Source organism: Brevundimonas sp. (genome assembly GCF_047617075.1).
In the GTDB taxonomy this organism is placed as follows: domain Bacteria; phylum Pseudomonadota; class Alphaproteobacteria; order Caulobacterales; family Caulobacteraceae; genus Brevundimonas.
Map to the genome: position 1 here is coordinate 45,524 of NZ_JBLGCI010000003.1, position 25,778 is coordinate 71,301.

A 25,778-nucleotide genomic window follows, 5' to 3' on the forward strand; every position below is an offset into this window, starting at 1 on the left:
GAAACGTCCCAGGACGGTTAGTAGCATGCATGTTGTACGCGCCGCGTTTATTGCGGCCCTCATTCTGATCGTCACGGGCGCTTTCCCCACCAGGGCCGAAACGCCGGCTCGCACAGCCATGGAGCTGGCTGAGGCGGTGGAGGCGCGAGCGGGCGCGACCAGCTTCGACGCGCTGTACGCCTTCGGCCGCGAGGCCATGACGCGGAATGACCGCGAGGGCCTGAACCGCCTTTATCACGTGACATGGATCAGCCTGAACCAGGGCGAGTTCGAACAGGCGCGGCTGTGGAACGGCCGGCTGGCCGAGGCCGCGAACAGGCTCGGCGACGAACGCTATCAGGCGATCGCCAACCTGAACGCCCTGACCATCCGCTATGACGAGGGTGACACAGCCGCAGCCGCCGAAATGGAACGCATCTCGCAGACGGCCGAGGACTGGTTCGTCCAGACGCACGCGGTGCGCATCTACGCCCTGGCCCTCATGGATCAGGACCGCATCGGCGAGGGCCTGGAGCTGCTGGCCGACATGGACAGCCGCGTTCCGGATGATGCGCCCTATGCCCGCACGGCTCACGGCGGCCTTTGGGAGATGACCGGCATCGGGCTGATGAAGCTGAACGACGTGGCCGGCGCCACGGCCGCCTTCGGCCGCTTCGAGATCGACTACAACAAGCCCGACTATCCGCGGCCTGATTTCGACAGCCTGTACAATCTGGCCCGCCTGTCGACCCAGATCGGCCAGACCGAAACCGCCCACGCCCTCTATCTGGCCCACAATCGTCTGGCAGAGCGCACCGGCATGCAGAGCCTGATCGTCTATGACGCCAATCTGTGCGCCATGACGGCCGAGGCGCGCCGGGCGTGGCGTGACGTGCTGGCGTGTCTGGAGCCTTATGGAGAGACCCTGGGCGCCGCCGATTTCCTGGCGGCGCAGATGCTGCCCCGGCGCGCCATCGCCCGGGCGCGGCTGGGCATGGCCGAGGGTGCGGCGCGGGACCTGGCGCGGATCGAGCGGCTGCAGGCGGCGGGCGAGTTCCGCGAGGAAGGCGTCTCGCGCGTTCCCCTGGCCCGCGCCGAACTGCTGTTCGCACAGGGCCGCGACGCCGAGGCCTACCGCGTCCTGCGCGACCACTTCCTGAACAACGAAACGGCCACGGCCGTGCGCTTCGCCGCCGGGATCAATCAGGTCACCGGCGACATGCAGGCGCAGCTGGACGAACGCCGCCGTCAGCTGGAAATGATCCAGACCAACGCCGGACTTCAGGACGACGTGATCCAGTCACAGCGCTGGATCGTCGGCATCGCGGTGGTGTTCCTGATTTGCGCGGGCGTGGTTCTGGTCTGGCAGGTGCGTCAGAGCGGACGACTGCGCGAATCCCGCCGCCGGGCGCAGGAGGCGAACCAGGCCAAGTCCGCCTTCCTGGCCAACATGAGCCACGAGATCCGCACGCCGCTGAACGGCGTGGTGGCCATGGCCGACGCCCTGGCGCGGGCGGACCTGCGCCCCCGGGAGCACGAGATGGCCGAGGTCATCCGTTCATCGGGCAAGACGCTGGAACGGCTGCTGTCGGACATCCTGGACAGCGCCAAGATCGAGTCCGGCCAGATCACCGTGGAGCGCGCGCCGTTCCATCTGGGTGAGGCGGTCCACGACATCACCACCCTGTGGCGGCTGCGCGCCGAGGAAAAGGACGTCCTGCTGGAGGAGCGAATCGACCCGGCGTTGAACCGGGTGGTGGACGGGGACGCGGTGCGGGTGCGCCAGATTCTGGCCAATCTCGTCTCCAACGCGCTGAAATTCACCAGCCATGGCCGCATCACCCTGACCGTGGCGACGTCGGCAGGCGACCGGGTGCGGTTCGAGGTGCGCGACACCGGCATCGGCTTCGACGCCGAGCAGAAGGCGCGCATCTTCACCCGCTTCCAGCAGGCGGACGGCTCCATCACCCGCCGGTTCGGCGGCACGGGCCTGGGCCTGGCCATCTCGCGCGACCTGGCCCGGCTGATGGGCGGGACGCTGGACTGCGACAGCACGCCGGGCGAAGGGTCGGTGTTCTGGTTCGAGATCCCCCTGCCGCCCGCCGAGGCGGAAACGGCTGAGGCCGCACCAGCGCCGGTGGAACGCGCCGATCTGGCGTCCATGCCCCTGAAAGTGCTGCTGGCCGACGATCATCCCGCCAACCGCAAGGTGATCGAGGTGATGCTGTCGCAGACGGCCATGGCGCTGACGGCGGTGGTGGACGGCGCCGAGGCGGTGCAGGCCTATGGCGACGAGGACTGGGACCTGGTCCTCATGGACATGCAGATGCCGGTCATGGACGGTCTGACCGCCACGCGTGAGATCCGTGCCCTGGAGATGGAGCGGGGCCGGACCCGGACCCCGATCCTGATGCTGACGGCCAACGCCCTAGATGAGCACGTTCAGGCCGGCCGCGAGGCGGGCGCCGACGGCCACCTGGCCAAGCCCATCACCCTGGCGGGCCTGTTCGAAGCCATGGGCGCCGCCTTGGCCGGTCGCGAAGAAATACGCGAAACCCAAGCTGTTTGAGCCACTTGACGTCCATGCGTCAAAATCGGTCGCCCTCCGAAACAAGAACATATTGCGAACGAGAACAAACCATGCACATAGTCTGGACGTCGAACGGGGGCGGTCCTTAGGCGGGGTCTCTCCGGGATGCGACGGGAATCGTGGCAGTAGGAGAGGATTCGCAACATGGCGCAGGCGGCATTGAAACTGGTGGGCAAGGAAGACGGCGAAAAGACCAAGGCGCTGGAAGCGGCGCTGGCGCAGATCGACCGGGCGTTCGGCAAGGGCTCGGTGATGAAGCTGGGCAAGGGCGGGGTGGTGGCGGAGATCGCCAGCGTCTCGACCGGCTCGCTGGGCCTGGACATGGCGCTGGGAATCGGCGGCCTGCCCTATGGGCGGGTCATCGAGATCTTCGGCCCTGAATCCTCCGGCAAGACCACCCTGGCCCTGCACACCGTGGCCGAGATCCAGAAGGCGGGCGGCACTGCGGCCTTCGTGGACGCCGAGCACGCCCTGGACCCCACCTACGCCCAGAAGCTGGGCGTCAATCTGGACGACCTGCTGGTCAGCCAGCCGGACAACGGCGAACAGGCGCTGGAGATCACCGACACCCTGGTGCGCTCAGGCGCCGTGGACATCGTGGTGGTGGATTCCGTCGCCGCCCTGACCCCGCGCGCCGAGATCGAGGGCGAGATGGGCGACAGCCTGCCGGGCCTTCAGGCGCGTCTGATGAGCCAGGCGCTGCGCAAGCTGACCGCCTCCATCTCGCGCACCAACTGCATCGTCATCTTCATCAACCAGATCCGGCACAAGATCGGGGTGATGTACGGCTCGCCCGAGACCACAACCGGCGGCAACGCCCTGAAATTCTACGCCTCGGTGCGCCTGGACATCCGCCGCACCGGCGCCATCAAGAACCGCGACGAGGTGGTGGGCAACACCACCCGGGTGAAGGTGGTCAAGAACAAGGTGGCCCCGCCGTTCCGCGAGGTGATCTTCGACATCATGTACGGCGAGGGCATCTCCAAGATCGGCGAGATCATCGATCTGGGCGTCAAGGCCGAGGTGATCGAGAAGTCCGGCAGCTGGTTCAGCTATGACAGCCAGCGCATCGGCCAGGGCCGCGAGAACGTGCGCGAATTCCTGAAGCAGAACCCCGACATCGCCGCCTCCATCGAGAAGGCGGTGCGCGGCAACGCCGGACAGATCGCCGAGGACATGCTGGGCCTGCCCGAGCCGGAGGAAGGTCAGGACGACTAGTCCGGTCCCGGCTTCACGAGACACTCCGTCCGGCTGGTCCCCGCGACCCGCCGCCGACCCCGCGGGGATCGGGCCGGACGGAGGTGCTGGCCGTCGGGGGAAACCCCGGCGGCCTTTTTCTGGAAAGCCCCCAAATCACGGTCGGGAGCGTATGGTGTGTTCAGCCTGCGCGCCGCCGCAGTCCCAGCTCATCAAACGCCGCCGTCTCGCGCTTGGCGGCGGCGATCAGCTTGTTGAGGCGGGTGGCTTCGGCCACCTGTTCGAACTTCTTCAGTTCCTCGAAGGCGGAGGTCAGGGCGTCGCGGGCGCCGGCTTCCTCGGCGTCCAGCGCGGCCAGATCGGTTTCGGCGACCGCCTTGCGGGCCTTCCAGCCGGCCAGATAGGCGCTCAGCAGCATGCCGGCCCGGGTGTCGTTGCGGCTGCGCTCGCGCTCCACCTCGGCCTCGGCGTCCAGCACCGCCAGACGCATCTCCGTGGAGGCGCGCCGCGCGGTGATCTCGGCCAGGCGCTTCTGGAGCGTCTCCACCTCATAGTTGGAAATGCGGATCAGCGAGTGGGCCCAGCTGGTCATTGGCTAGTCTCCGGCGGGATCATGCCCTGGTTCAGAATGGCTTCAAGACGATCAAACGAGTCGGCCATGCGCGTCACCTCGTCCTTGTCCTGACCCAGAAACGCCTCAAGCGCGGGGTTCAGGGCGATGGACCGGTCGACCACGGGATCGGCCCCGGCGCGGTAGGCGCCGATGCGGATCAGCTCCTCCATGTCCGAATAGGCGCTCAGACACTGGCGCGCCCGGCGGTTCAGCTCGCGCTCGGGCAGGGTCTGGCAGTCCGGCAGGGTCCGGCTGACCGATTTCAGCACGTCGATGGCGGGGAAACGGCCGCGCTCGGCGATCTTGCGGTCCATGACAATGTGCCCGTCCAGAATACCGCGCACGGCGTCGGCGATGGGCTCGTCATGGTCGCCCCCGTCCACCAGAACGGTGAACATGGCGGTGATGGGCGCCGCTTGCGTCCCGTCCGGCCGGATCGGCCCCGGCCCGGCGCGCTCCAGCAGCTTGGGCAGTTCAGAAAAGACCGTGGGCGTGTAGCCCTTGGTGGTGGGCGGCTCGCCCGCAGCCAGGCCGATCTCGCGCTGGGCCATGGCGAAGCGGGTGACAGAGTCCATCAGGCACAGGACCTCCAGATCCTGATCCCGGAAATATTCGGCCACGGCCATGGTCATATAGGCGGCCTGACGGCGCTTAAGGGCCGGCTCGTCTGAAGTGGCCACCACCACCACGGCGCGGCGCAGGCCTTCCTCGCCCAGGGTCTCCTCGACGAATTCGCGGACCTCCCGGCCCCGTTCGCCGATCAGCCCCACCACCACTACGTCGCAGGTAGCCTGACGGGCCAGCATGGACAGCAGCACCGACTTGCCCACGCCCGATCCGGCGAAGATGCCCAGACGCTGGCCTCGGCAGGTGGTGGTGAACACGTCCATGGAGCGCACGCCCAGGTCCAGCCGCTCGCCCACCCGACCGCGCGAATGGGCGGCGGGCGGCGCAGCGCGCAGGGGATAGGGCGCGGGTCCGGGCGGCAGCGGCCCTTTGCCGTCAATGGGATCGCCGAAAGCGTCGATTATGCGGCCTAGCCAGGCCGTGGTCGGCCGCACGCTGGCGGCCACGTCCAGAATGCGGATGTCGGCGCCGGGCGCCACGCCCTCTACCGGGCCATAGGGCATCAGCAGGGCCTTGGAGTCGCGGAAGCCCACCACCTCGGCCGGCAGGCCCGCGTGGCCCCGGCGCCCGATCTCGGCCCGCGCGCCCACCGCCAGCCGCGACAGCCCGCCGCGCGCCTCGATCAGCAGGCCCGACACGCCCGCGACCTTCCCGGTCACGACCAGCGGATCCACAGCCTCAACAGCGGCGACGAGATTGCGCAAGATTGCCCCTCAGCACTGAACAGCCCCCGGCCGTTCACCCGTTAATAAATGCTGCGAAACGGTTAATCGGGGGTGAAGGAACGCCTGGCCGAGACGCCCTGTTTGAGCCGATCTGGCGGCCCACCGCAGCATTTCTGCCTTTGATGCGCGCTCAAAGGGCCTATCTATCCCTCACGCGGATAAGACAGACAGGAGCCTTCCCCATGACCGACACACCCTACGACGCCTCGCGCCACAGGAAGTCCGGGCGCGGCAAGGTCTATGACTCCATCGTCGACACCATCGGCGACACGCCGCTGGTCCGGTTGCCGCGCCTGTCGGCGGAGCTGAAGCCCAAGGCGACCGTGCTGGCCAAGCTGGAGTTCTTCAACCCCATCGCCTCGGTGAAGGACCGCATCGGGGTGGCCATGATCGAGGCGCTGGAGCAGGCTGGAAAGCTAAAGCCCGGCGACGTGATCATCGAGCCCACCAGCGGCAACACCGGCATCGCCCTGGCCTTCGTGGCCGCCGCCAAGGGCTACAAGCTGATCCTGGTCATGCCCGAGAGCATGTCCATCGAACGGCGCAAGATGCTGGCCCTGCTGGGCGCCGAACTGGTGCTGACCCCGGCCGAGAAAGGCATGAAGGGCGCTATCGCCACGGCCAATGAACTGCTGGCCGCCACCCCCGGCGCGGTGCAGCCGCAGCAGTTCGACAATCTGGCCAATCCCGCCATCCACCGCGTCTCCACGGCCGAGGAGATCTGGAACGACACCGCCGGCGCCGTGGACATGGTCATCGCGGGCGTGGGCACTGGCGGCACCATCACCGGCGTCGGTCAGGCGCTGAAACAGCGCAAGCCTTCGGTGCGCATGATCGCGGTTGAGCCCACCGCCAGCCCGGTGCTGTCCGGCGGCGCGCCCGGCCCGCACAAGATCCAGGGCATCGGCGCGGGCTTCATCCCCTCCATCGTCGACCAGTCGATGATCGATGGCGTAGAGCAGGTCTCCAACGAGGACGCCTTCGACATGGCCCGGCGCGCCGCCCGCACCGAGGGCCTGCCGGTGGGCATCAGCTCCGGCGCCGCCCTGACCGCCGCCTTCCGCCAGGGGGCGCTGGACGAGAACGCCGGCAAGACCATCGTCGCCATCATCCCCAGCTTCGCCGAGCGGTATCTGTCCACGGCGCTGTTCGAGGGGCTTTAAGGCGCGTTCATCACCGCTGATTAACCGCTTCCGGCCTAGTCTTGGCCTGACATGTCCGAGCCAGCGGCCACATCCGCCGACGGCGCGCCCTCGCGGGGGCCGCGCGCGCGCCATGCGCTGTTGAAGCGCCTGGCCGATGTGGTGTCCTTGCCCGCCAGCCGGGTGAACGCCTTCGAGCGGTCTGTGGTGGGCGATCTCCTGGTCGAAATGCTGCGTCTGGCCACGCCCGAGGACCGCCGCCGGGTGGCCGTACGCCTGGCGCCGCTTGGCGAGATACCCGACAGTCTGGCGCGCCTTCTGCTGCGCGATGAGCCCGAGATCGCGGGCGTGCTGATCGAACAATCCGCCGCCCTTTCGGATTCCGACCTGATGGCCTGCGCCGCCGAGGCCGGGATGGAGCACCGTTTTCTGCTGGCCGCGCGACGCAACCTGTCCGAAGTGGTCACCGACGCCTTGCTGGTCCACAATGAGCCGGCGGTGATCGAGGCGGTGCTGCGCAACACCACCGCGCGCCTGTCCCAGACGGCGGTCGAGGCCATGGTCAGCCTGAGCCGGACACACCCGCAGTTGTGCGAGCATCTGCTGCGGCGCCCCGAAATGCGGCCGTCGGGGGCCTATGTGATGTTCTGGTGGGCCGGACCGGATGAGCGGCGCATCATCCTTCAACGGTTCGCCGTATCGCGCGAAGTGATGCAGGAGGTGGTGGAGGACGTCTTCGCCATGGCCGCGGCCGAAGGCTGGCAGGACCCGGTGTCGCGCAAGGCGTTGCAGTTCATCGAGCGCCGCCAGCGGAACCGGGCCGCCATCGAGAAAAGCCCCTATGACAGCCTGGAGCACGCCGTAAGCGTGGCGGCGCAAGGCGGTCTGAACCGCGAGCTCGCGGCGGAAATATCCTATCTGTCGGGCATCAAACCCCTGACCGGCGCCAAGATCATGGGCGACGCGGGCGGCGAGCCCCTGGCCATCCTGTGCAAGGCGACCGGCCTGTCCAAGAGCTATCTGGAGGCCCTGTGGCGCTCCATGCGCCGGCCCGAGACCACGCCGGACGGAAACTGCCACCCGGTCTGGGAGCGGGTGATGATCACCTATGACATGTTCGCCGTCGACCGGGCCCAGACGGTTCTGCGCTATTGGAACTGGTCCCTGTCCTCGGCCCTGACCCCGCAATTGATGCAGGCGATCCGTGAAGGCGATGAAGAGGCGCTGGACGAATACTCCGCGCCCGAGCGCGCGGCCATGCTGGCCCTGGCTGAAAACTTCGGACGCTGAACTCATCGCAGCCTGTAAAGATAAGACGAGCGCTGTAGATTACGCGGCGACGTATTGCTGTTGATAAACCAACGAAACGACTTTATTGCCGAGTCCGCATGGGGAGCGGCGGCCCGCTTCTGACCCGTAAAGCAAACAGAACACCGGAAGCGTGATCATGGACGAAACGTCTGAACTTCTCGAAATGACCGCCGACATCGTGTCGGCCTATCTCAGCAACAACAATGTGGATGCCGAGGCCCTGCCGGGCGTGATCCAGAGCGTCCATGCCGCCCTGGTGGTGGTCAAGGCCGGCGGCGCCCAGCCCGAGCCCGAGCCGCAGGAGCCCGCCGTCTCGATCCGCAAGTCGATCACCCCGGACTTCCTGATCTGCCTGGAGGACGGCCGCAAGTTCAAGTCGCTGAAGCGCCACCTGCGCACCAAGTATGACATGAGCCCGGAAGAGTATCGGGCCAAGTGGGGCCTGCCCAAGGACTATCCCATGGTCGCTCCGAACTACGCCAAGGCGCGCTCGGAACTGGCCAAGCAGATGGGCCTGGGCCAGGGCGGCCGCAAACCGGCCCGCCGCGCCCGCGCCAAGTAAGATTGAATATCTCCTCCCCGTCGGAACGATGGGGAGGTGGCGCGGCGCGGATACGCGCCGTGACGGAGGGGGCGGCCAGGTGTTTATCGTCTGGTCGCCATTTCTTTGCAGTCAGCGCCACCCCCTCCACCACCCCGGCCAAGCAGCCGGGGCGGTCCCCCTCCCCACTGAGTGGGGAGGAGAGCGGAGGCCAGTCGGCCTAAACCTCGACCTTCGGACCTTCAGCCGGCGCCAGTTCCGCCACCGGCATGCGCACGGTGAAGGCCGAACCTTCGCCTAGGGTGCTGTCCACCATCAGCCGCCCGCCGTGCAATTCGGTCAGGGACCGCACCAGCGCCAGACCCAGGCCCGTGCCCATCTTTTTCTGGCCCGCGTCCCCCGCCTGTTCGAACGGGCGGCCCAGCCGGGCGATGTCTTCGGCGGCGATGCCCACGCCCGTGTCGGCGACCACGATCTCCAGATAGGGCCCCACCGCCTCGGCAGTCAGGGTCACCGACCCATGGGCCGGAGTGAACTTCACCGCATTGGCCAGCAGGTTCAGGGTGATCTGCTTCAGGGCGCGGCGGTCGGCCATGACGGTCAGGGCCTCAGGCGGCAGCACGCTGTTCAGATCCACGCCCTTCTCGTCGGCGTTCAGGCGAACCATGGCGACCGCTTCGGACAAGGCGTCGCGAGCGTCGAACCGCTCCAGCGCCAGTTCATATCGGTCCGCCTCGATCTTGGACACGTCCAGCACGTCATTGATGACCGCCAGCAGGTGCCCGCCCGCCTCGTGGATGGAGACGGCGTAGTCGGCGTACTTGTCCGGCAGCGGGCCGAACAGGCGCTGGCGCATGATGTCAGAAAAACCCACCACGGCGTTCAGGGGCGTGCGCAATTCGTGGCTCATGGCGGCCAGGAAGCGGGTCTTGCCCTTGTCCCGCGCCTCGGCCTCGCCGCGGGCGGCGTCCAGGGCCGCTTCTCGCGCATATTGGGCCGTGGCGTCGTGCATCTGACCGATCAGGCGCCCGTCGGCCAGACGTTTCAGCGCCAGCATCACGCGCCGGTCCAGCGCCTCCCGCGGAGCGAAGCGGGCCTGGGCCTCTAGTCCGTTCAGCGCCTTGTCGAGGCCGGACAGCACGGCGGGCCGGTCCGGACCGTGAACGGCGGCGATCAGCCCCTGATCGAACAGGGCTTCGGCCGACAGGCCCGGCGGCGGCGCGCCGTAGGCGGCCAGCACCCGTCCCGACGGCGCCAACACCAGGGTCAAACCGGGCTGGCCGGTCAGGATCGCCTCGCTACGGGCCATGGCCGCTTCGGCCCGGTCCATGCGCTTCTGGCGGGCGGAAAACGAAAGCCTCAGGGCGAGCGAGGCGGCGAGCGCCGCCATCACCCCGGTCAGGGCGGCCAGCACGGCGTTATCGTCCGTGGGCGCGCCGATCATCACGGCAGCCAGGCCCCCCGCCGCCGCCAGACCGGCGCCCAGCGCGCCCATCTGGGCCAGCCGTACGCCGCCCAGCGCCAGGCCGGCGATCAGCGGCATGAAGACAAAGGCGGCCAGCGGACCGTTCAGCCCGCCTGTGAGAACCGCCGCGAGAACCGCCGCCGCGCTCCAGCCGGTCAGCAGCGCCAGGCGCGGCCGAAACCCGTCACGGCGCAGCAACAGCAATCCGCCCAGCCCCGGCGCCACCATGGCCATCAGCGCCAGGGCGGCGGGCCCCTCGACCCCGGCGCCCACGAACCGTCCGCCCAGCGCCAGCACCGCGCAGGCGGTGGCCCAGCCGGCATGCCACATGGCCAGCGGCGGCGGGGCGCCCGTGACGGGCGCGCCGGTTTCGACAGGGGCGGCGGGGTCGGTCAAGCGGGAGGCGGTCCGTTGCGGTTTCGGTTCACACGCATCGCGCGCGACTGAACAGATTAGGGGCCGGGGCGCACCGGGGCGAGATCGCTCGCGCGTCAGGCGACCGGATTCCGGTGGAACGCCGCAACTTCCTGGGGACGGCCTTGTTGTGAGGCGCCGCCGGCGGGTCTATCTGCGGCCCATGACCGACGCCGCCCTGACCCCGCCCGCCCAGAGCATCGACGAGACCCTGGCCGAACTGGTCGAGGAATTCGACCTGCTGGGCGACTGGGAGCCGCGCATCGAATACGTCATCGAGCTGGGCAAGGGTCTGGCGCCCCTGCCCGACCACGCGCGGGTCGAGGCCAACAAGGTGCCCGGCTGCGCCGCCCAGGTGTGGCTGCACGTCATGCGCGACGGCGGGCGGCTGTTCTTCCTGGCGGATTCCGACAGCCACCTGTCCAAGGGCAACATTGCGCTGTTGCTGCGGCTGTATTCCGGCCGCAAGCCGGACGAGATCCTGGCCTTCGACGCCCGCGCCGCCATGGACCGCCTTGGCCTGCCGCAGGCCCTGACCATGCAGCGCGCCAACGGCCTGAACGCCATGATCGGCCGCATCCGGGATGCCGCCGCGACGGGGGCCTGAGCACGTCGCTGTCGCACGGTGCAATCGGCGCAGACAGCGTGGGGTGACGACCCGGCGCCCTAACGCCTCGTCGGCGGGCGTTCGAGCCGGACGCGGAGGATTTTCAGCCCCTGCACATCCTCCGCGATGAAGCGGACGCCCTTGAGGTTCAACACGTCGCCGCGCTTGGGCAGCACGCCGGTCTTGGCGAGAAACAGGCCCGCCACCGTCGAAACCTCGGGATGGGCCACGTTCAGATCGTGATCCTCTTCCAGCTCGGCGAGAGTCACCTCCCCGTCCAGCAACATGGCGCCGTCGGGCAGGACCGTGATCCACTCGGACCCGGCGTCGCTCTCCTCGTCGATCAGGTCGGCCACCAGATCGTCCATGGTGACGAAGCCCAGGGCGCCGCCGAACTCGTCCACCACCAGGGCGCCGTGAACCCGCTGCTTCTTGAACAGCGCCATCAGGTCATAGGCGGACATGCCCGCCGCCACGCGCGGCGCAGGACGCGCCAGGGTCCTGAGGTCGATGGGGCCCTGCGTCACGCGGGCCCGGATGAAGTCCTTCACGTGCAGCACGCCGATCACGTCGTCCAGAGACCCGTCGAAAACCGGATAGCGGGCCAGGGTGTGCTCGGAAATGATTGCGGCGATCTCGTCGGCGCCGGCGGTTACGGGGATCGCGACCATGCGGGCCCGCGAGGTCATCAGCTCCTGGGCCGAGCGGTCCTCCATCTCGAAGATGTTCTCGATCAGCCTGGCCTGGGCGCCGTTCATCTGACCGGTGGACATCATGTCCTCCGTGGCGATTTCCAGCTCCTGATAGCTGTAGAGCATCGCCCCCTTGCCCGGGTCCGGAATCCCCAGCAGACGCATCAGCCCGAAGGCGATCCTGTTCAGCAGCATGACCATGGGCCGGAACAGGACCGCGAACAGGCGCATCACGGGGTTGAGCGAGATGCTGACCTTCTCGGGCGCCTGCAGCGCCATGGCCTTGGGGATCATTTCCCCGAACACCACGTGCAGGAAGGTGATGGCGCTCAGGGCGATGACGAAGCCCACGGCGTGGGACTGGTCATAGCTGAGGCCGAGATTTTCGAGCGGACCGTAAAGCCAGCGGGCGACAGCGGGCTCGCCGTACATGCCCAGGCCGATGCTGGCCAGGGTGATGCCCAGCTGGGCGATGGCGATATAGGAATCCTTGCCCGCCTCGCGATCAAAGATCCGCAGCAACCACTGGGCTGCGCGGTTGCCGTTCTGCGCCAGAATATCGACGCGGCTTCGCCGGGCGCCGACCAGGGCGAACTCCGCCGCCACGAACACGCCGTTGACGATCACGAGCGCCAGAATGGCGGCGATGGGAAGCAGGACGTCGATCATCCCTCGGCCTCCGTCTCGCGCTTGATCCGGACGCGGCGCACCGCGTAGCCCTCCATGGCCTCGACCGCCAGCTTGACGGTGGAGTCCTCCACCACCACCAGATCGCCGACCACGGGCAGCCGGCCCAGCTCGTGCCACACCAGGCCGCTGATCGTGTCGGCCCGATCTTCCGGCAGGACGACGCCATGGCGGTCGGCCAGCATGGACAGGCGGACATCCCCGCGCACGCTCAGGTCGGGGCCGTCGGCGACGAACAGCTCGTCCTCATTGTCGAACTCATCCTGCACCTCGCCGAAGACTTCCTCCAGCGCGTCCTCCAGCGTCACCAGGCCGGTGAAGCTGCCGTACTCGTTGATGACCATGGCGGTGCGCCGACCGCGCTCGCGCAGGGTCTGCCACAGGCTGGGCACGCTCATCACATCGGCGACGATGAGCGGGTCGCTCTTGATGGAGCCCGCAAGGGCGCCCGGCGTCTTTTCAAACGCAGCGAACAGGGTCCGCAGGTGGATGATGCCCACCACGTCGTCGGTTGTGTCGCCGGTGACGGGAAAGCGCGAATAGGGTGTCTCGGCCACCCGCTTCAGCGCCGCCTCGACGGTTTCCTTCGCCTTGACCCGCACCATGCGGGCGCGCGGGGTCATGATCTCGCGCACCAGCCGGCCGTGGACGCTCAGGGCGCCGGACAGCATGTCCCGTTCGTCCGCGTCGATCAGGCCGCCCGCCGCGCTGGCTTTGAACAGGCCCTCCAGTTCGTCGGGAGAGTGGACATGGGTGTGGCTGTGGTCGGCGCTCAGCCGGAACAGCCGCATAATGGCGAAGGCGGTCCCGTTGAAGATGAAGATGAGCGGCCGGAACAGCACCAGGCTGAGCCGCATGGGCGCCAGGGTCGCCATGGACAGCCGTTCCGGATAGCGCAGGGCGATGGTCTTGGGCAGCAGTTCGCCCAGCACCACCTGCAGCATGGTGACGGCCAGCAGGACGATGACGATCGCCGTCACCTGTCCGCCCACGGCGCCCAGAAGCGGGGCCAGCAAGGGGGTCAGCTGGGCCTGGCCATAGGCGCCGGCGACCAGGCTCGAGATGGTGATGCCCACCTGACAGCCGGCCACATAGTCATCCAGCTTCGTCGGATCACGCAGAATGCCGAGCAGCTTGCCAGCAGGAAGACTGCCGGCCTCGGCGCTCTCCTGCACCCGAGACTTCCGCGCGCCGACGGTGGCGAACTCGGCCGCCACGTACAGGGCGTTGGCCGCGACCATAAGGAGGATGACGCCTAGGGGAATCAGGTAACTGAAAATGGTGCGGGCGCCTCGATGGTGGGATCATCGGACCATACCAGCGTGCTGCGACGACAACCATCACAAGGGCAGGGTCGGATGACGAATGCGCCATGAACGCAAGCGCCCGTCATCCGATCCCGTAGTGGCGCGCCAGATCGGTCAGGGCCTGTTTCAGGACCGTCTTGCCCTGTCTGCGGCGCAGCCCCAGACCCTGTTCGGCCAATTGCAGCGACGAGCTGTGGATGCAGATGCGCTCCAGCATGGCGCGGCGCTCGGGTGTCATGGCCGACAGGGCCTGATGCACCCTGCGCCGGGCGGCCAGCGCCCGGTCGGTCGGCCCCGAGGGCGCCCCCTTCCCGGCCCCGCCGCGCGGCAGGGCGTCCCAGCGCATGGTCAGGGACGGGCCCAGGCTGGCCAGCTCCGCGTCGAGGCGCAGTTTCTCGCCCGCCGCCACCTCGGCCGCGCTCAGCCAGGGACGGCCGCTGGGATCCTTGCGACGGGCCAGCCACAGGATGGGGGACTCGCCCAGATTGGCGGGGCGGGATGTGACGGTTCCGTCCGGCGCCATCAACTGGCGATCGCCTTCGATGAGGCCGGGACGACCGGCGGGCGACCGTTCGGACCGCGCCGTCCCCGCCCGCGCCGTCCAGCCGCCGCCCTTAAGAACGGCCAGACCCGGATCGCGCGCCAGCTCGCGGAACGCCGCCTCGTCCAGGCTCATGGCCGGACGCCGCCGCCGATCGGGGCTGAGCCTCAAGCGATAAAGGCCGTCTTCCTCCGCCGCCTCGATCCAGGCGCCGGGACGCAGCAGCAGGGTGCGCATGCGATCGGTCCCGGTCATGCCGCCGCCGCCATGCCGGTGATGGCCGCCAGACCGCGCCCGATGCGCTCCAGCAAGCGGTCCACCCCCGGATCGTCGCGCATGTCCTCCACCTCGCGGCAGGCGATGCCGATGGTGGTGCGGTCCCGGCCGAAGGCGGCGCCTACGCGATAGAGCGGCCAGCCGTATTCGGTGTGGCACAGATAGAAGGCCAGGCAGCGGGCCCGGCGCACCTCGCGCCCCACCCGCCCGCGCGACTGCATGGAGGCGGCGGGCACCCCCGTCTCGCTGGCCACCGCCTGCAGGGCCAGAAGGGCGCGGGCGCGGTCGGCCCGCGCCTGCTCGATCCTCTGGTCCAGAATTTCGTCGTGTTCGAACATCTCCCTCTCCGGTTCCGGCGCCCCAGCGGCGCGACGCCATGCTGGACCCGTCCACTAGCAGTGAGGATTATATTCCTATTTTGTGCGTCACTTTCGGACGCACCCCGTTAAGACATGCGGCATTGGCGTGGCGGAGATGCGGGAATTTGAACGATGGTCGGTCAAGCCGGGCCGTCAGGCGTGCAGGTGACCGACCGTTCCAGGCAAAGAAACTTCGAATCGTTGACTCGCCGCACTGGACGCCGATTCGCAAATCAGACTATCGATTCGGCATTAACCGTTCTTAAGGTTTTTGCGGCCTTAACTGGTCGGAAAGGTTACCCGCTCCTGTGCGAGCGGCCTTATGGTCAAGGTTCGCCTGGAGGGGCATCGATGCGTGTTCTGTTGATTGAAGACGACAGCGCGACCGCGCAGAGCATCGAGCTGATGCTCAAGTCGGAAGGCTTCAACGTCTATACGACCGATCTGGGTGAGGAAGGCGTCGATCTGGGCAAGATCTACGACTACGACCTCATTCTTCTGGATCTGAACCTGCCCGACATGAACGGCCTCGAGGTTCTGCGCCAGCTGCGCGTGGGCAAGATCAACACCCCCGTGATGATCCTGTCGGGCTCGACCGAGGTGGAGACCAAGGTCAAGACCTTCGGCGGCGGCGCCGACGACTACCTGACCAAGCCGTTCCACAAGGACGAACTGGTGGCGCGGGTCCACGCGGTGGTGCGCCGCTCCAAGGGTCACGCCCAGGCCATCATCCACACCGGCGAGATCGCCGTGAACCTGGACGCCAAGACGGTGGAGGTGGACGGCCACCGGGTCCACCTGACCGGCAAGGAATACCAGATGCTGGAGCTGCTTTCCCTGCGCAAGGGCACGACCCTGACCAAGGAAATGTTCCTGAACCACCTGTACGGCGGCATGGACGAGCCCGAGCTGAAGATCATCGACGTGTTCATCTGCAAGCTGCGCAAGAAGCTGGCCACGGCCGCCGGCGGCAAGCACTACATCGAGACCGTCTGGGGCCGCGGCTATGTGCTGCGCGACCCGCAGGAGAACGCCACGGCCAACGCGGCCTGATCGTTCGGGTCATCAGATAAAAGAAAAGCCCGCTGGAGCGATCCGGCGGGCTTTTTTGCTTTCGGGCGTAGCGAAGCTCTGCGGAAGCTTACCCGCCCAGGGCCACGAAGCCCGGATTGAGATATTTCGGCTTGGCGTAGGTCAGGGTCTGGCCCTGCTCCAGGGTGATGACCCGGCCGCCGGCGGCCTCGAGAATCGCCTGACCAGCTCCCGTGTCCCACTCGCAGGTGGGGCCTGTGCGCGGATAGACGTCGTAGCGGCCCTCCGCGATCAGGCAGAACTTCACCGACGAATCCAGCGCCTGCCATTCGGCGCAGCCGAAGCGGGCGGCGATGCGCTGGGCCTCGTCCTCGCCCAGCGAGTGGCTGATCAGGGCGAAGCCGCGCTCGGGCTTTTCGCGCACACGCACCTGACGCCAGCCGGGCTCGCCGAAGCGGCGGGTGAAGGCGCCGGCCTTGTCGCCGGTTCCACCCGTGCGCCAGGTCTGACCCATGGCCGGGGCCGAGATCACGCCCGCCAGCACCCGCTCGCCATGCGCCAGGGCGATGTTGACGGTGAAGGCTTCGCGCTCGCCCACAAAGGCCTTGGTGCCGTCCAGGGGATCGATCAGGAAGAAGGCGTGCTCCGCGTCCGGCGTACCGTCGACAGCGCACGCTTCCTCGGCCACGGTCTGAACGCCGGGATAAAGGGCGGTCAGCCGTTCGACGATCAGGACCTCGGCCTTCTGGTCGGCCTCGGTCACCGGGCTGTCATCCGCCTTGGTGGTGACGGCGGCGTCGGCGCGCCAGTACGGCAGGATCAGGGCGGACGCCTCTTCGGCGATCTCGGCCAGTTGTTCGGTCAGGCGGCCTGATTCCAGGTCGCGGCTCAGTTCGGGGGAAAGGGCAGTCATCAGGGGGCGGTCCTTAGACCATGCGGGGCGTTTGAAGAACCGGCAAATCAGGTCAGCTTGTCGCGGCTGTGATAAATGTGGGCTGCGGGACACGATGACCACCGACTCCGATACCGTGATGGACGGCGCCGACCTGGCGACCTTTCTGACGGGCAAGCTGTGCCATGACTTCATCAGCCCGGCGGGCGCCATCGCCTCCGGCCTGGACCTGATGCGGGACCCCTCGGCGCAGGACATGCGCGAGGAGGCGCTGGAGCTGGTGGAGGCCAGCTCGGCGAAGCTGATCGCCCTGATCAATTTCGCCCGGGTGGCCTACGGCGCGGCCGCGAGCGCCGAACGCTTCACCGCTGACGAGCTGAAACCCCTGTGCGAGAGCGTGTTCAAGGGGGCGCGAGCCTCGCTGGAATGGCGGGTGGAGGCGCGCGAGTTCTCCAAGCCCCAGGCGCGGGCCCTGCTGAATCTGGTGCAACTGAGCGGCGCCGCCCTGCCCGGCGGCGGGACCGCGACGATCTCGGCGCACGAGGATGACGGGTGGCTGACCCTGCGCGGCGAGGCCGCCGGCCCCCGCGCCCGGCTGAAACCCGAGGCGGCCACGGGCCTGGCGGGCGAGCGCCTGACCGAGGGCCTGGCCGGGCAATGGATCCAGTCCTACTGGCTGTGGCGCACGGTGAAGGACCACGGCGGGACGCTGGGTTTCACCGTCGGGGACGACCGCGTCACCCTGACCGCGCGCATGCCGCTGTGACCAACATGCTGAACACCGCTTAAGGTTGTCCGCCAACCGCTCGTTAACCGCAAAGGACCATAAGACGTTAAGGGCGCGGTCGTGCGTCCGAAACCGTCCGGATCGCTGACCTTGCATCCCCCTGTCGAAGCCAGAACCTGTCTGATCGTCGATGACAGCCGCATCATCCGCAAGGTGGCGCGCCGCATCGTCGAGGAGCTGGGATTCGAGGTGGACGAGGCGGGCGACGGGGCCGAGGCGCTGGCCTATTGCGCCACCGCGACGCCGGAGGTGATCCTGCTGGACTGGAACATGCCGGTGATGGACGGCCTGACCTTCCTACGCCGCCTGCGGGCGCAGCCGGGCGGCGATCGGCCCAAGGTCCTGTTCTGCACCATCGAGACCGAGGTGGACCGCATCCAGGAAGCGCTGGACGCCGGCGCCGACGAATACGTCATGAAGCCCTTCGACGGCGAGATTCTGGAATCCAAGCTGGCCGAGGCGGGGGTGGTCTGACCCTCATGACGCCCGAGAACCTGCATCATCTGCAGTCGCTGCTGGTCAGCCGCACGGGTTTCCTGCTGGGGGCCGACCGGGCGCATCTGGCAGCGCACAGGCTGGGACCGGTGGCGCGGCGCGAGGGCTATTCCGGCGTCGACGGCCTGATGGACGCGGTGCGCGCCGAGGCCCCCGCCGCCCTGGCGTGGAGCGCCATGGAGGCGGTGCTGAACCCCGAGACCTGGTTCCGCCGCGACCGCAAACCCTTCGCCACCTTCGCCCGAGAGGTTCTGCCCGCCATCGCGCGCGTGCGTCCTGAAGGCCGGGTGCGCGTCTGGTCCGCCGGGTGCGCGTCGGGACAGGAAGCCTATTCCCTGGCCATGCCCGCGCTCGAGAGCGAAGCCAATGTTGAGGTGGTCGCCACAGACCTGTCCCAGCGCGCGCTGGAAAAGGCCAAGAGCGGCTTTTACACCCAGTTCGAGGTCCAGCGCGGCCTGTCGGCCCGCCAGTTGCTGAACTGGTTCGACCAGAGCGAGGACATGTGGGAGGTCAAGCCGCGGCTGCGCTCGGCCGTTTCCTTCGCCCGCGCCAACCTGCTGGACGAGCCGCCGCCGGGCGGCCGCTTCGACGTGATCTTCTGTCGTTACGTGCTGGGCGACATGGCGCCGGAGCGCCGCGCCCGGGCGCTGGATGTGCTCGAGACGGCGCTGGCGGACGACGGCTGTCTGTTTCTGGGCCTGGACGAAAGCGTGGGCGAGCGCCCCGACTCCTTCCGCCCCGTGCCCGGCCGCCCCGGCGTCTTCGTCAAGGCGCCCGCCGCCCTGAGGCGCGCGGCCTGATCAGGCCGCCGCCAAGGCGTCCCGGACAGCCTCCGGGTGGCGCTCGATCACTTTCAACAGGATGCGGGCGCTGGCTTCCGGTCGACGACGTCCCTGCTCCCACTGGCGCAAGGTAGAAGCCGCGAAACCGTATTTGGCGGCGAAGGCGTCCTGGCTGAGCCCCTCGCGGAGGCGGATGGCCTTCACATCGATGTCGGCGGGGGCTGAATAGGTGCGGGCAGGCCTGGCCTTGCCCTCCACGATCTCGGCGACCTCGCCCAGACCTTCCATGATGCGGTCGAAATTCTTGCTCGGCATGAAGGAACCCAATCTCCAATCCCGGGGCTAAAGCCCCGCCAGTATCCGTTTCGTCACCGTGGCCATGGCCCTGACCTCGGCGTCCGTGAAGTTGGCGCGTGTTCCCTTTGCGAGAACGGCGAAGGCATAAACCGGCATCGCCCGACGCGCGAAAAACGTCACCACGCGATAGCCTCCGGACTTGCCGCCGCCCTTGCGAGCAATACGGACCTTTCGGCATCCGCCCGAACCAGCGATCAGGTCACCCGCCTCAGGGTCCGCAGACAGAACGCGAACGACCGTCTCCAATTCCGCTTCCGTCATGCCCTCGGCCTTGGCCTGAGCAAGGAAGCTGGCGGTGAAGGCGACTTCGTTCAGCGGCTTGTCCACGTCACGTTATATACGTCAATGACGCATAACAGGCAAGTCAAGCGCGCCGCGGCGCCGGCCTCCTCGATCTGGGCGGCTACGCCGTCTCGACGCCTGCCGTTCGGGCGCCTACTAATGGCCCCATGACACCCGGGGCTTTCATGAATCGCATCGTGCTGCTGGTCGCGGCGCTCGGACTGGCGCTGGCCGTGGCGGTGGCGGCGTCGCACACGCCGGATCCTGCGCCCGCCAGCGCGCCCGAGATGGCCTTCTCGGCCAACCGGGCTATGGCGGACATTGAGGAAATCGCGCGGGCGCCGCACCCCACGGGGTCCGAGGAGAACGCGCGGGTGCGCGACTATCTGCTGGACCGCATGGGCGGCCTGGGCCTTGAAACCTCGATCCAGACCGGCGCCCTGTCCGAACGGTCGGTGGAGCGGTTGGCCAGCTGGGGCGACGAACAGGCCGCAGAGCGTCAGATCGCCAATCTCATTGGCGTGTTGCCCGGCCGCGACCGCGAGGGACCGGCGGTGCTGCTGATGGCGCACCACGACACGGTGTGGGATTCGCCGGGCGCTGCGGACGACTCCACCGGTGTGGCTGCGATCCTCGAGGCCGTGAGGGCCATTCAGGCGCGCGGACCCGCCGAGCGGGACCTGATCGTCCTGTTCACCGACGCGGAGGAGCTGGGTCTGGACGGCATGCGCCTGTTTCTGGACGAGCACCCGCTGGCCCAGCGCGTCGGCCTGGTGGTGAATCTGGAGGCGCGCGGGGGCGGCGGGCGGGCGTCCATGTTCGAGACCGGCCCCGGCAACGCCCAGACCGTGCGCGCCTTCACCCGCGCCATGGACCGGGTCGAAGGTGGCGCCAACAGCAACTCGCTGGCGGTGCTGGTTTACGAGAACATGCCCAACGGCACCGACTACACCCTGGCCCGCGAGCGCGGGATCGCCGGGGTCAATCTCGCCTTCATCGGCCGTGCCCACCAGTATCACGACCCCGCCTCCACCCCCGCGGCGCTGGACCGGGGCAGCGTCCAGCACATCGGCGAAAAGGCGCTGGAGGCGGCCGACCATTTCCTTCGCGCCGACGCCCTGCCCATGGCCACGAACAATGCCGTCTATTCGGACCTGCTGGGCCTGATCTTCATCCAGTATGCGCCGTGGGTCGGGTGGCTGGTGCTGGCGGCAGCGGGCGGTTTCCTGATCGTCGCGGTCTGGCGCGGGCGCAAGGTCGGCGCCGTGACCTTCGCGGGCATGGGGCTGGGCGCGCTGGGCGGGCTGTGGCTGGCCATATCGGGCGTGGTGCTGGCCACCGCCATGCGCGGTCTGGCCGGGCCGTCCATGAGCCGCGCCGGGTCGCCGGAGCTGTATTACGCCATGCTGCGCCGCCTGCCCTGGCTGGAGGCAGGGGTGGTGCTGGGCCTGCTGGCGGCGGCCCTGATCCTGTTCGGCTCGGCCCAGGGACGGCGGCGGCTGGTGGCGGGCGCCCTGATCCTCGCCACGGTCGCGGCCCTGACGCTGTATGAGTTCAGCTGGGTCATCCTCGTCCTCGGCCTGATCGCCGTGGGCGGGGCCCTCTACAGCGGCTGGATGAAGGCGGCGCGGTTCTCGGCCTGGACCGGGCTGATCGCCCTGATGCTGGGGCTGGGCGTGGTGGTTCAGGTTCTGGCGCCCACCGCCGCCTTCCTGATCGCCTGGCCGGTGCTGGGGGCGGCGCTGGCCGCCGCGCTGGGCGGACTGATCGACCCCCGGCTGGAGCGGCACGTCTCCCTGTGGCCCGCCGTCATCGTCACCGCCGTCATGGGCGGCTGGCTGTTCGCCCTGGGGCACTGGACCTTCCTGGGCGTGGGCATGGACCTGCCGGGGGTGCTGGCCCTGATCGCCCTGATGGCCGCCATGCTGGCCCGGCCTCTGGCGCCCACCTCGCGGCGCGGGCTGGAGATTTTGTCTGTTCTGGCCGCCGTCGCCCTCATCGCCGGGGCCGGTCTGGCGCTGGGCGCCCGCATCATCGAACCCGTCCCGACAGAAGGACACGCCACATGAGCGTCACCGTCTTCCACAACCCGAAATGCGGCACCTCGCGCAAGCTGCTGGCCATGCTCGCCGAGCGGGGCATTGAGCCGAAGGTGGTCGAATATCTGAAGGCCGGCTGGACCGAAGATCAGCTGACGGCCCTGCTGGCCAAGATGGGCGGGGCGCGGCCGCGCGACATCCTGCGTCGCCGCGAGACCCTGGCCCAGGACATGGGTCTGCTGCCCGAGGACACGCCGGACGATCTGATCCTGCACGCCATGGTGCAGCATCCCATTCTGGTGGAGCGCCCCATTCTGGAAACGGCCACGGCCGCCGTGGTGGCGCGGCCCATCGATCGGGCGGGCCCGCTTCTCTAGAGCGGACCGAGAGACAGGAAGGCGCGGGCGGCGGCGAAGTCGCCGGCCTCGAAATGCACCCGCATGACGCTGTCGTCGCGGAACAGGAACTCCACCGTGAACCGTTCGCGCGGGTCCAGCCCGGCGATGGCCTCACCCGCCGCATCGGGGAAACGCCAGATCTCGCCCTGACGGCGGCCCTCGGGCAGCAGGTCGGCGGGCGCGGCATCGCTGGACGCAGCCCAGAAGGCGCGGCGCGTATTGACCGGCGGCAGGGGGGCCAGGCTTGCCTGAACGATCCACGGCCGCTGGGCGCGGGACGGGTCGCGCAGCACGACGCGCGCTGCATAGGGACGCGGACGTCCGGGGAAGGACACCACCGCCGCCAGGTTCTCCTCGCCGCCGGAGCCCGTCACGCGGCCGAAGGTCACCGGCGCCGAACGGAACCGGCCCGTCTGGGCCAGACGCCAGGCGTCGCGGGCATAGCGTGTGCGGTCCGCGCGCCAGTCCTGACGCTCGCCGGGAAAGGTCATGCGGGCGGTGCGCAGCCAGCCGTCGAATCCCCCGCGCACTCGGGTCGCGGCCGTAGTGAGGTCTTCAGAGGCGCACTCCGCCGTGCGGGCCCGCGACGTCGCTCGCATTCGGGTGGCTGTGAGGCCATCCGTCGTCGCCCCGGCCCGCAGGGCCGCGCCCCGCGCCTGGTGGGCCGAAGCGTCCAGCGCCGCGCGCACCCGGGGCTCGAACAGCCCGCAGCGGGCGTCGGCGGCCAGCATCAGGCTGCGCTCGTAGAAGAGGCGTTCGGCCTGCGCGTGCGCCGCTCCCGAGGAGAGCGCCAGCAGCAAAGCGCCGGTCGCCAGACGTGCTGTCAGGCCTTTGATCATGGGGCCAGACTAGGCCATACCCCTTCCGGTCCCGTTTCCTTTCAGGGTTAGCGAATTGCTTATCGCCAGTGACGTGTGGGTCAGCGCCCTGATCCGCCGCGCCGAACTGTCCGGGGCTTTCGCCACGGTCGTGCGCAAGGGCGACCCGCGCGCCGGGACCGTCATCGTCAAGGCGTATGACACCAGCGAGCGCAAGGCGCGGCTGTACACCGAGGCCTTCGGTCCGGACGGCGAGCGCCTGTGGATCCAGCCGGTCTCCAGCGACCAGGAAAGCGAGCTGGACGCCTATATACAAAGGCAGGTCGGCTATGATCCGGATCTGTGGGTGGTGGAGGTGGAGGACCGCCAGGGCCGCCATTTCATCACCGAGACGGTGCAGGGCGAGCGGTCGTAAATCCTTAACCGCGTTCGTGAACCGGGCCGAAAGCGCGCCCGGTTAGTCTCATCATCAACGGGCGAAAAATGCGCCTGACAAAGATGGTGATGGTGCGGTGCTCTTTCTGCTGAACGATGTGGTGTTCGATCTGGACGCGGCCTGCCCGGTCACGGCGGCGGACGCGCGCCGGTTCGACCGGCTGGATCTGGACTATGTGATCGAGCTGGCGTGCGAGATGTTCGCCGAGGATCCCATGCTGCACCACAACGATCCCGAACGGGCGCTGCGTCTGGCCTGGCTGATCGCCGACCGGGCGCCCGATCTGAACGCCGCCATGTTCGCCGCGCCGGATAAGAACTGCGCGCCTGAACTGGTGGAGCCGCGCTTCTGCGCCCTGCCCGAACTGGTCATGCGCCAGCTGCACGCGCGCGCGGCCAAGGGCGCGCTGGACGCCGTCGCCGCCGACAAGGCGGTCTGGGGCCGTCTGGCCGCCTGATCTAGAGGATCACGCGGAACAGCGCGTTCACCGCGAAGGCCATGCCCAGCAGCAGGCCGAACCCGATGACAAGATAAAGACCGGGGTGCATCTCGCCCGGATTGCGGAACGGGGGCGGCGCATCCTCGCGCGATTGCGGGATCATGGTCATGTCGTTTCCTCCACCGGCGGCGGAGGGCTGCGTGACCCTACCGTCTCGCCTTACGGAAATGTAATCTAGCGCGAATAGCCCCGTTCGGCGAGGTGTTTTCATGCGCCCAGGGCGCGGTCGATTTCTGACCAGTCAAGGTTGCGTCCCGAAAGCCTGTCAGTCTAGCGTTGGCGGAATAGCTGCGCGGGGGCGCGATAATGATTTCCTTACTCAATCTCGGTCGTCTGCGCGGCCTGGCGCTGGTCGGAGTGGTGCTGGGCCTGGCTCTGGCGGCGACGCCGGCCAAGGCGGACTGGCGGCGCGCCGAAACCCCCAACTTCGTCATCTACTCTGATGGCAGTGAACGTCCCTTGCGGGAGTACGCCCGGAAGCTGGAGGTCTTTGATCGCTTCCTGCGCCTGCGTTTCGGCGTGCCGGTCGATCGGCCGGTGATGCGAAAACTGCCCATCTATCTGGTCAGCGGCCGCAGCGGTCTGAGAGCGGTTCGCCCGTCGACGTCGGACACTGTGGCGGGGTTCTATTTCGCCGGAGAAGAGGACATCTTCGCCGTCGCCATACGCAACGATGGCGACTACACCCTGCTGCACGAATACGCGCACCACTTCTTCTTCCAGCATTTCTCGACCTACTATCCCGGCTGGCTGGTCGAGGGGTTGGCCGAATATGTGATGACCGCCCGGATCCGCACGGACAGCATCCAGGTCGGCGCCCATAACGAAGGCCGCGGCTCTTGGCTGATGAACGCCTCGTGGCTGCCGCTGGACGTGCTGCTGCGCAATCGGGTCGGCGATGTGGAGCACGGTCCCCATCAGGCGACCTACTATCCCGTCGCCTGGCTTCTGACCCATTGGTTCATGAGTTCGCCCGAGCGCACGGCTCAGCTTGAGGCCTATCTGGGACTGATCCGTCAGGGTGTGGATCCCGTTCAGGCCATGGAACAGGCGACAGGCCTGACCCTGGACCAGCTGCGCAGCGCCCTGCGCAGCCATATGTACGGGCGCATCGAGCTGGCCACCTATGACATCGAGTTGCCCGACATGCAGATCGCCATCAGCGAGATGCCGGCCTCGGCGGACGACCTGCTTCTGCTGCGTCAGCGGCTGACCATGCCGATGGAGGAGGAGCATCGAACGAGGGCGCTCGAAGACGCCCGCAGCATGGCCGCCCGCCATGGCGATGACCCGCTGGCTCTGCTGGTGCTGGGCCATGCCGAACTGCACATAGGGGATCGCGCGGCCGGCGAGGCCGCCTTGATGCGGGTGCTGGAGGACGACCCGGACCACGTGGAGGCGCTGCAATTCATGGCCATGGCCCGCTTCGCCGACGCGGAGGACCAGCCCGAGAATCACACCGACCTCATGAACCGCGCCCGCGGCTACCTGGCCACGGCTTACGCCGCCGACCCGAACAACTATCTCACCCTTTATCTGATCGCCCAGTCCCGCAACGGGGGGCCGGGCTATCCCAACGACAACGATCTGGCGACCTGGGAGATGGCCTTCATCTCCGCACCGCAGCTTTCGGGCATCCGCATGGGAGCGGGTCATGCCTTTCTGGCGTCCGGTGACCGCGAAACCGCAGTGGGGCTGCTGAGTCCGCTGGCGAACGCACCGCACGGCGGCGATGAGGCCGAAGCCGCACAGGCCCTGATCGATGAAGCCATGGGCGTCACACCCGCGGCCGATGGCGGGACGCAGGCGGTTGAGAACGAGGAAGACGCTGAAGTCACCCCCGCAGACTGACGTCCTCCTGACGCGGTGAGTGACTTTGGCCGCCGTC

General features: G+C 68.2%; 27 protein-coding genes. 15 read left to right on the top strand and 12 right to left on the bottom strand.

Features of this window, described 5'->3' with window-relative positions:
- Positions 1 to 25: 25 nt before the first annotated feature.
- Both ACI8U3_RS03745 and recA read left to right on the top strand, forming a co-directional pair.
- A complete protein-coding gene (locus ACI8U3_RS03745) occupies positions 26 to 2,548 on the top strand; it encodes an ATP-binding protein (protein WP_415013522.1) in 2,523 nt (840 codons plus the stop codon).
- A gap of 165 nt (positions 2,549 to 2,713) precedes the next feature.
- A complete protein-coding gene (gene recA / locus ACI8U3_RS03750; protein ID WP_415013523.1) occupies positions 2,714 to 3,787 on the top strand; it encodes a recombinase RecA in 1,074 nt (357 codons plus the stop codon).
- Between the two features lie 160 nt (positions 3,788 to 3,947).
- Here the strand turns inward: recA and ACI8U3_RS03755 are convergent, their stop codons facing one another.
- Positions 3,948 to 4,358, bottom strand: coding sequence for a flagellar export protein FliJ (locus ACI8U3_RS03755; RefSeq protein ID WP_415013524.1), 411 nt, complete (start codon positions 4,356 to 4,358; stop codon positions 3,948 to 3,950).
- Complete coding sequence (gene fliI / locus ACI8U3_RS03760; RefSeq protein ID WP_415013525.1) at positions 4,355 to 5,710, bottom strand: flagellar protein export ATPase FliI; 1,356 nt, start codon at positions 5,708 to 5,710, stop codon at positions 4,355 to 4,357. Before fliI ends, ACI8U3_RS03755 begins: the two co-directional genes overlap by 4 nt.
- Positions 5,711 to 5,913: 203 nt before the next feature.
- Between fliI and cysK the strand changes: the two genes are divergently transcribed.
- The 3 genes from cysK to ACI8U3_RS03775 all read left to right on the top strand — a co-directional run bounded on the left by cysK (position 5,914) and on the right by ACI8U3_RS03775 (position 8,746).
- A complete protein-coding gene (gene cysK, locus ACI8U3_RS03765) occupies positions 5,914 to 6,894 on the top strand; it encodes a cysteine synthase A (RefSeq protein ID WP_415013526.1) in 981 nt (326 codons plus the stop codon).
- A 51-nt stretch (positions 6,895 to 6,945) separates the two neighbouring features.
- Positions 6,946 to 8,163, top strand: a complete 1,218-nt coding sequence (locus ACI8U3_RS03770; RefSeq protein ID WP_415013527.1) for a DUF2336 domain-containing protein — start codon at positions 6,946 to 6,948, stop codon at positions 8,161 to 8,163.
- Positions 8,164 to 8,320: 157 nt separating this feature from the next.
- Positions 8,321 to 8,746: a MucR family transcriptional regulator gene (locus tag ACI8U3_RS03775; RefSeq protein ID WP_415013528.1), complete on the top strand. Its 426-nt coding sequence runs from the start codon at positions 8,321 to 8,323 to the stop codon at positions 8,744 to 8,746.
- 199 nt (positions 8,747 to 8,945) lie between these two features.
- On the opposite strand, the gene ACI8U3_RS03780 is transcribed toward ACI8U3_RS03775, so the two are convergent.
- Positions 8,946 to 10,586 (bottom strand): sensor histidine kinase, encoded by a 1,641-nt coding sequence (locus tag ACI8U3_RS03780; RefSeq protein ID WP_415013529.1) that lies wholly within the window; start codon positions 10,584 to 10,586, stop codon positions 8,946 to 8,948.
- A gap of 181 nt (positions 10,587 to 10,767) precedes the next feature.
- On the opposite strand from ACI8U3_RS03780, the gene ACI8U3_RS03785 reads away from it, so the two are divergent.
- On the top strand, positions 10,768 to 11,211 hold the full coding sequence (locus ACI8U3_RS03785; protein ID WP_415013530.1) for a SufE family protein: 444 nt from the start codon (positions 10,768 to 10,770) through the stop codon (positions 11,209 to 11,211).
- Positions 11,212 to 11,270: 59 nt separating this feature from the next.
- Here ACI8U3_RS03785 and ACI8U3_RS03790 read toward each other — a convergent pair whose 3' ends face one another.
- From ACI8U3_RS03790 to ACI8U3_RS03805, 4 genes are all read right to left on the bottom strand, one after another.
- Positions 11,271 to 12,572: a hemolysin family protein gene (locus tag ACI8U3_RS03790; protein WP_415013531.1), complete on the bottom strand. Its 1,302-nt coding sequence runs from the start codon at positions 12,570 to 12,572 to the stop codon at positions 11,271 to 11,273.
- Positions 12,569 to 13,831, bottom strand: coding sequence for a hemolysin family protein (locus tag ACI8U3_RS03795; RefSeq protein ID WP_415013532.1), 1,263 nt, complete (start codon positions 13,829 to 13,831; stop codon positions 12,569 to 12,571). Before ACI8U3_RS03795 ends, ACI8U3_RS03790 begins: the two co-directional genes overlap by 4 nt.
- Before the next feature lie 148 nt (positions 13,832 to 13,979).
- A complete protein-coding gene (locus tag ACI8U3_RS03800; protein ID WP_415013533.1) occupies positions 13,980 to 14,693 on the bottom strand; it encodes a DUF6456 domain-containing protein in 714 nt (237 codons plus the stop codon).
- The gene (locus ACI8U3_RS03805; protein ID WP_415013534.1) at positions 14,690 to 15,052 is read right to left on the bottom strand and encodes a helix-turn-helix domain-containing protein; all 363 of its coding nucleotides are present in this window, start codon (positions 15,050 to 15,052) and stop codon (positions 14,690 to 14,692) included. The genes ACI8U3_RS03800 and ACI8U3_RS03805 overlap by 4 nt, the downstream gene beginning before the upstream one ends.
- A 372-nt stretch (positions 15,053 to 15,424) precedes the next feature.
- Here ACI8U3_RS03805 and ctrA point away from each other — a divergent pair, with 372 nt between their 5' ends.
- Positions 15,425 to 16,126, top strand: coding sequence for a response regulator transcription factor CtrA (gene ctrA / locus ACI8U3_RS03810; RefSeq protein ID WP_415013535.1), 702 nt, complete (start codon positions 15,425 to 15,427; stop codon positions 16,124 to 16,126).
- Between the two features lie 88 nt (positions 16,127 to 16,214).
- On the opposite strand, the gene cysQ is transcribed toward ctrA, so the two are convergent.
- Entirely contained in the window at positions 16,215 to 17,018 is an 804-nt protein-coding gene (cysQ, locus tag ACI8U3_RS03815) for a 3'(2'),5'-bisphosphate nucleotidase CysQ (RefSeq protein ID WP_415013536.1), read from the bottom strand.
- 94 nt (positions 17,019 to 17,112) lie between these two features.
- On the opposite strand from cysQ, the gene chpT reads away from it, so the two are divergent.
- The 3 genes from chpT (at position 17,113) to ACI8U3_RS03830 (ending at position 19,079) form a co-directional block, all read left to right on the top strand.
- A complete protein-coding gene (gene chpT / locus ACI8U3_RS03820; RefSeq protein ID WP_415013537.1) occupies positions 17,113 to 17,763 on the top strand; it encodes a histidine phosphotransferase ChpT in 651 nt (216 codons plus the stop codon).
- Between the two features lie 111 nt (positions 17,764 to 17,874).
- A complete protein-coding gene (locus ACI8U3_RS03825; RefSeq protein ID WP_415013538.1) occupies positions 17,875 to 18,258 on the top strand; it encodes a response regulator in 384 nt (127 codons plus the stop codon).
- Positions 18,259 to 18,263: 5 nt separating this feature from the next.
- Positions 18,264 to 19,079 carry a CheR family methyltransferase gene (locus tag ACI8U3_RS03830; protein ID WP_415013539.1) on the top strand — a complete coding sequence of 272 codons (816 nt, stop codon included), beginning with the start codon at positions 18,264 to 18,266 and terminating at the stop codon, positions 19,077 to 19,079.
- Here the strand turns inward: ACI8U3_RS03830 and ACI8U3_RS03835 are convergent, their stop codons facing one another.
- Entirely contained in the window at positions 19,080 to 19,376 is a 297-nt protein-coding gene (locus ACI8U3_RS03835) for a helix-turn-helix domain-containing protein (RefSeq protein ID WP_415013540.1), read from the bottom strand.
- Between the two features lie 27 nt (positions 19,377 to 19,403).
- The gene (locus ACI8U3_RS03840; RefSeq protein ID WP_415013541.1) at positions 19,404 to 19,745 is read right to left on the bottom strand and encodes a type II toxin-antitoxin system RelE/ParE family toxin; all 342 of its coding nucleotides are present in this window, start codon (positions 19,743 to 19,745) and stop codon (positions 19,404 to 19,406) included.
- 140 nt (positions 19,746 to 19,885) lie between these two features.
- Here ACI8U3_RS03840 and ACI8U3_RS03845 point away from each other — a divergent pair, with 140 nt between their 5' ends.
- Entirely contained in the window at positions 19,886 to 21,769 is a 1,884-nt protein-coding gene (locus ACI8U3_RS03845; protein ID WP_415013542.1) for a M20/M25/M40 family metallo-hydrolase, read from the top strand.
- The gene (arsC, locus tag ACI8U3_RS03850) at positions 21,766 to 22,116 is read left to right on the top strand and encodes an arsenate reductase (glutaredoxin) (protein ID WP_415013543.1); all 351 of its coding nucleotides are present in this window, start codon (positions 21,766 to 21,768) and stop codon (positions 22,114 to 22,116) included. The genes ACI8U3_RS03845 and arsC overlap by 4 nt, the downstream gene beginning before the upstream one ends.
- Here the strand turns inward: arsC and ACI8U3_RS03855 are convergent.
- Complete coding sequence (locus ACI8U3_RS03855) at positions 22,113 to 22,976, bottom strand: hypothetical protein (protein WP_415013544.1); 864 nt, start codon at positions 22,974 to 22,976, stop codon at positions 22,113 to 22,115. The two genes, arsC and ACI8U3_RS03855, sit on opposite strands and share 4 nt — an antisense overlap.
- Positions 22,977 to 23,031: 55 nt before the next feature.
- On the opposite strand from ACI8U3_RS03855, the gene ACI8U3_RS03860 reads away from it, so the two are divergent.
- Both ACI8U3_RS03860 and ACI8U3_RS03865 read left to right on the top strand, forming a co-directional pair.
- Entirely contained in the window at positions 23,032 to 23,370 is a 339-nt protein-coding gene (locus ACI8U3_RS03860) for a DUF1491 family protein (RefSeq protein ID WP_415013545.1), read from the top strand.
- Positions 23,371 to 23,467: 97 nt separating this feature from the next.
- A complete protein-coding gene (locus tag ACI8U3_RS03865; protein WP_415013546.1) occupies positions 23,468 to 23,848 on the top strand; it encodes a hypothetical protein in 381 nt (126 codons plus the stop codon).
- Position 23,849: 1 nt separating this feature from the next.
- Here ACI8U3_RS03865 and ACI8U3_RS03870 read toward each other — a convergent pair whose 3' ends face one another.
- Positions 23,850 to 23,999, bottom strand: coding sequence for a hypothetical protein (locus ACI8U3_RS03870; protein ID WP_415013547.1), 150 nt, complete (start codon positions 23,997 to 23,999; stop codon positions 23,850 to 23,852).
- A 197-nt stretch (positions 24,000 to 24,196) separates the two neighbouring features.
- On the opposite strand from ACI8U3_RS03870, the gene ACI8U3_RS03875 reads away from it, so the two are divergent.
- Complete coding sequence (locus ACI8U3_RS03875; RefSeq protein ID WP_415013548.1) at positions 24,197 to 25,741, top strand: tetratricopeptide repeat protein; 1,545 nt, start codon at positions 24,197 to 24,199, stop codon at positions 25,739 to 25,741.
- The last annotated feature ends 37 nt before the right edge of the window (positions 25,742 to 25,778 follow it).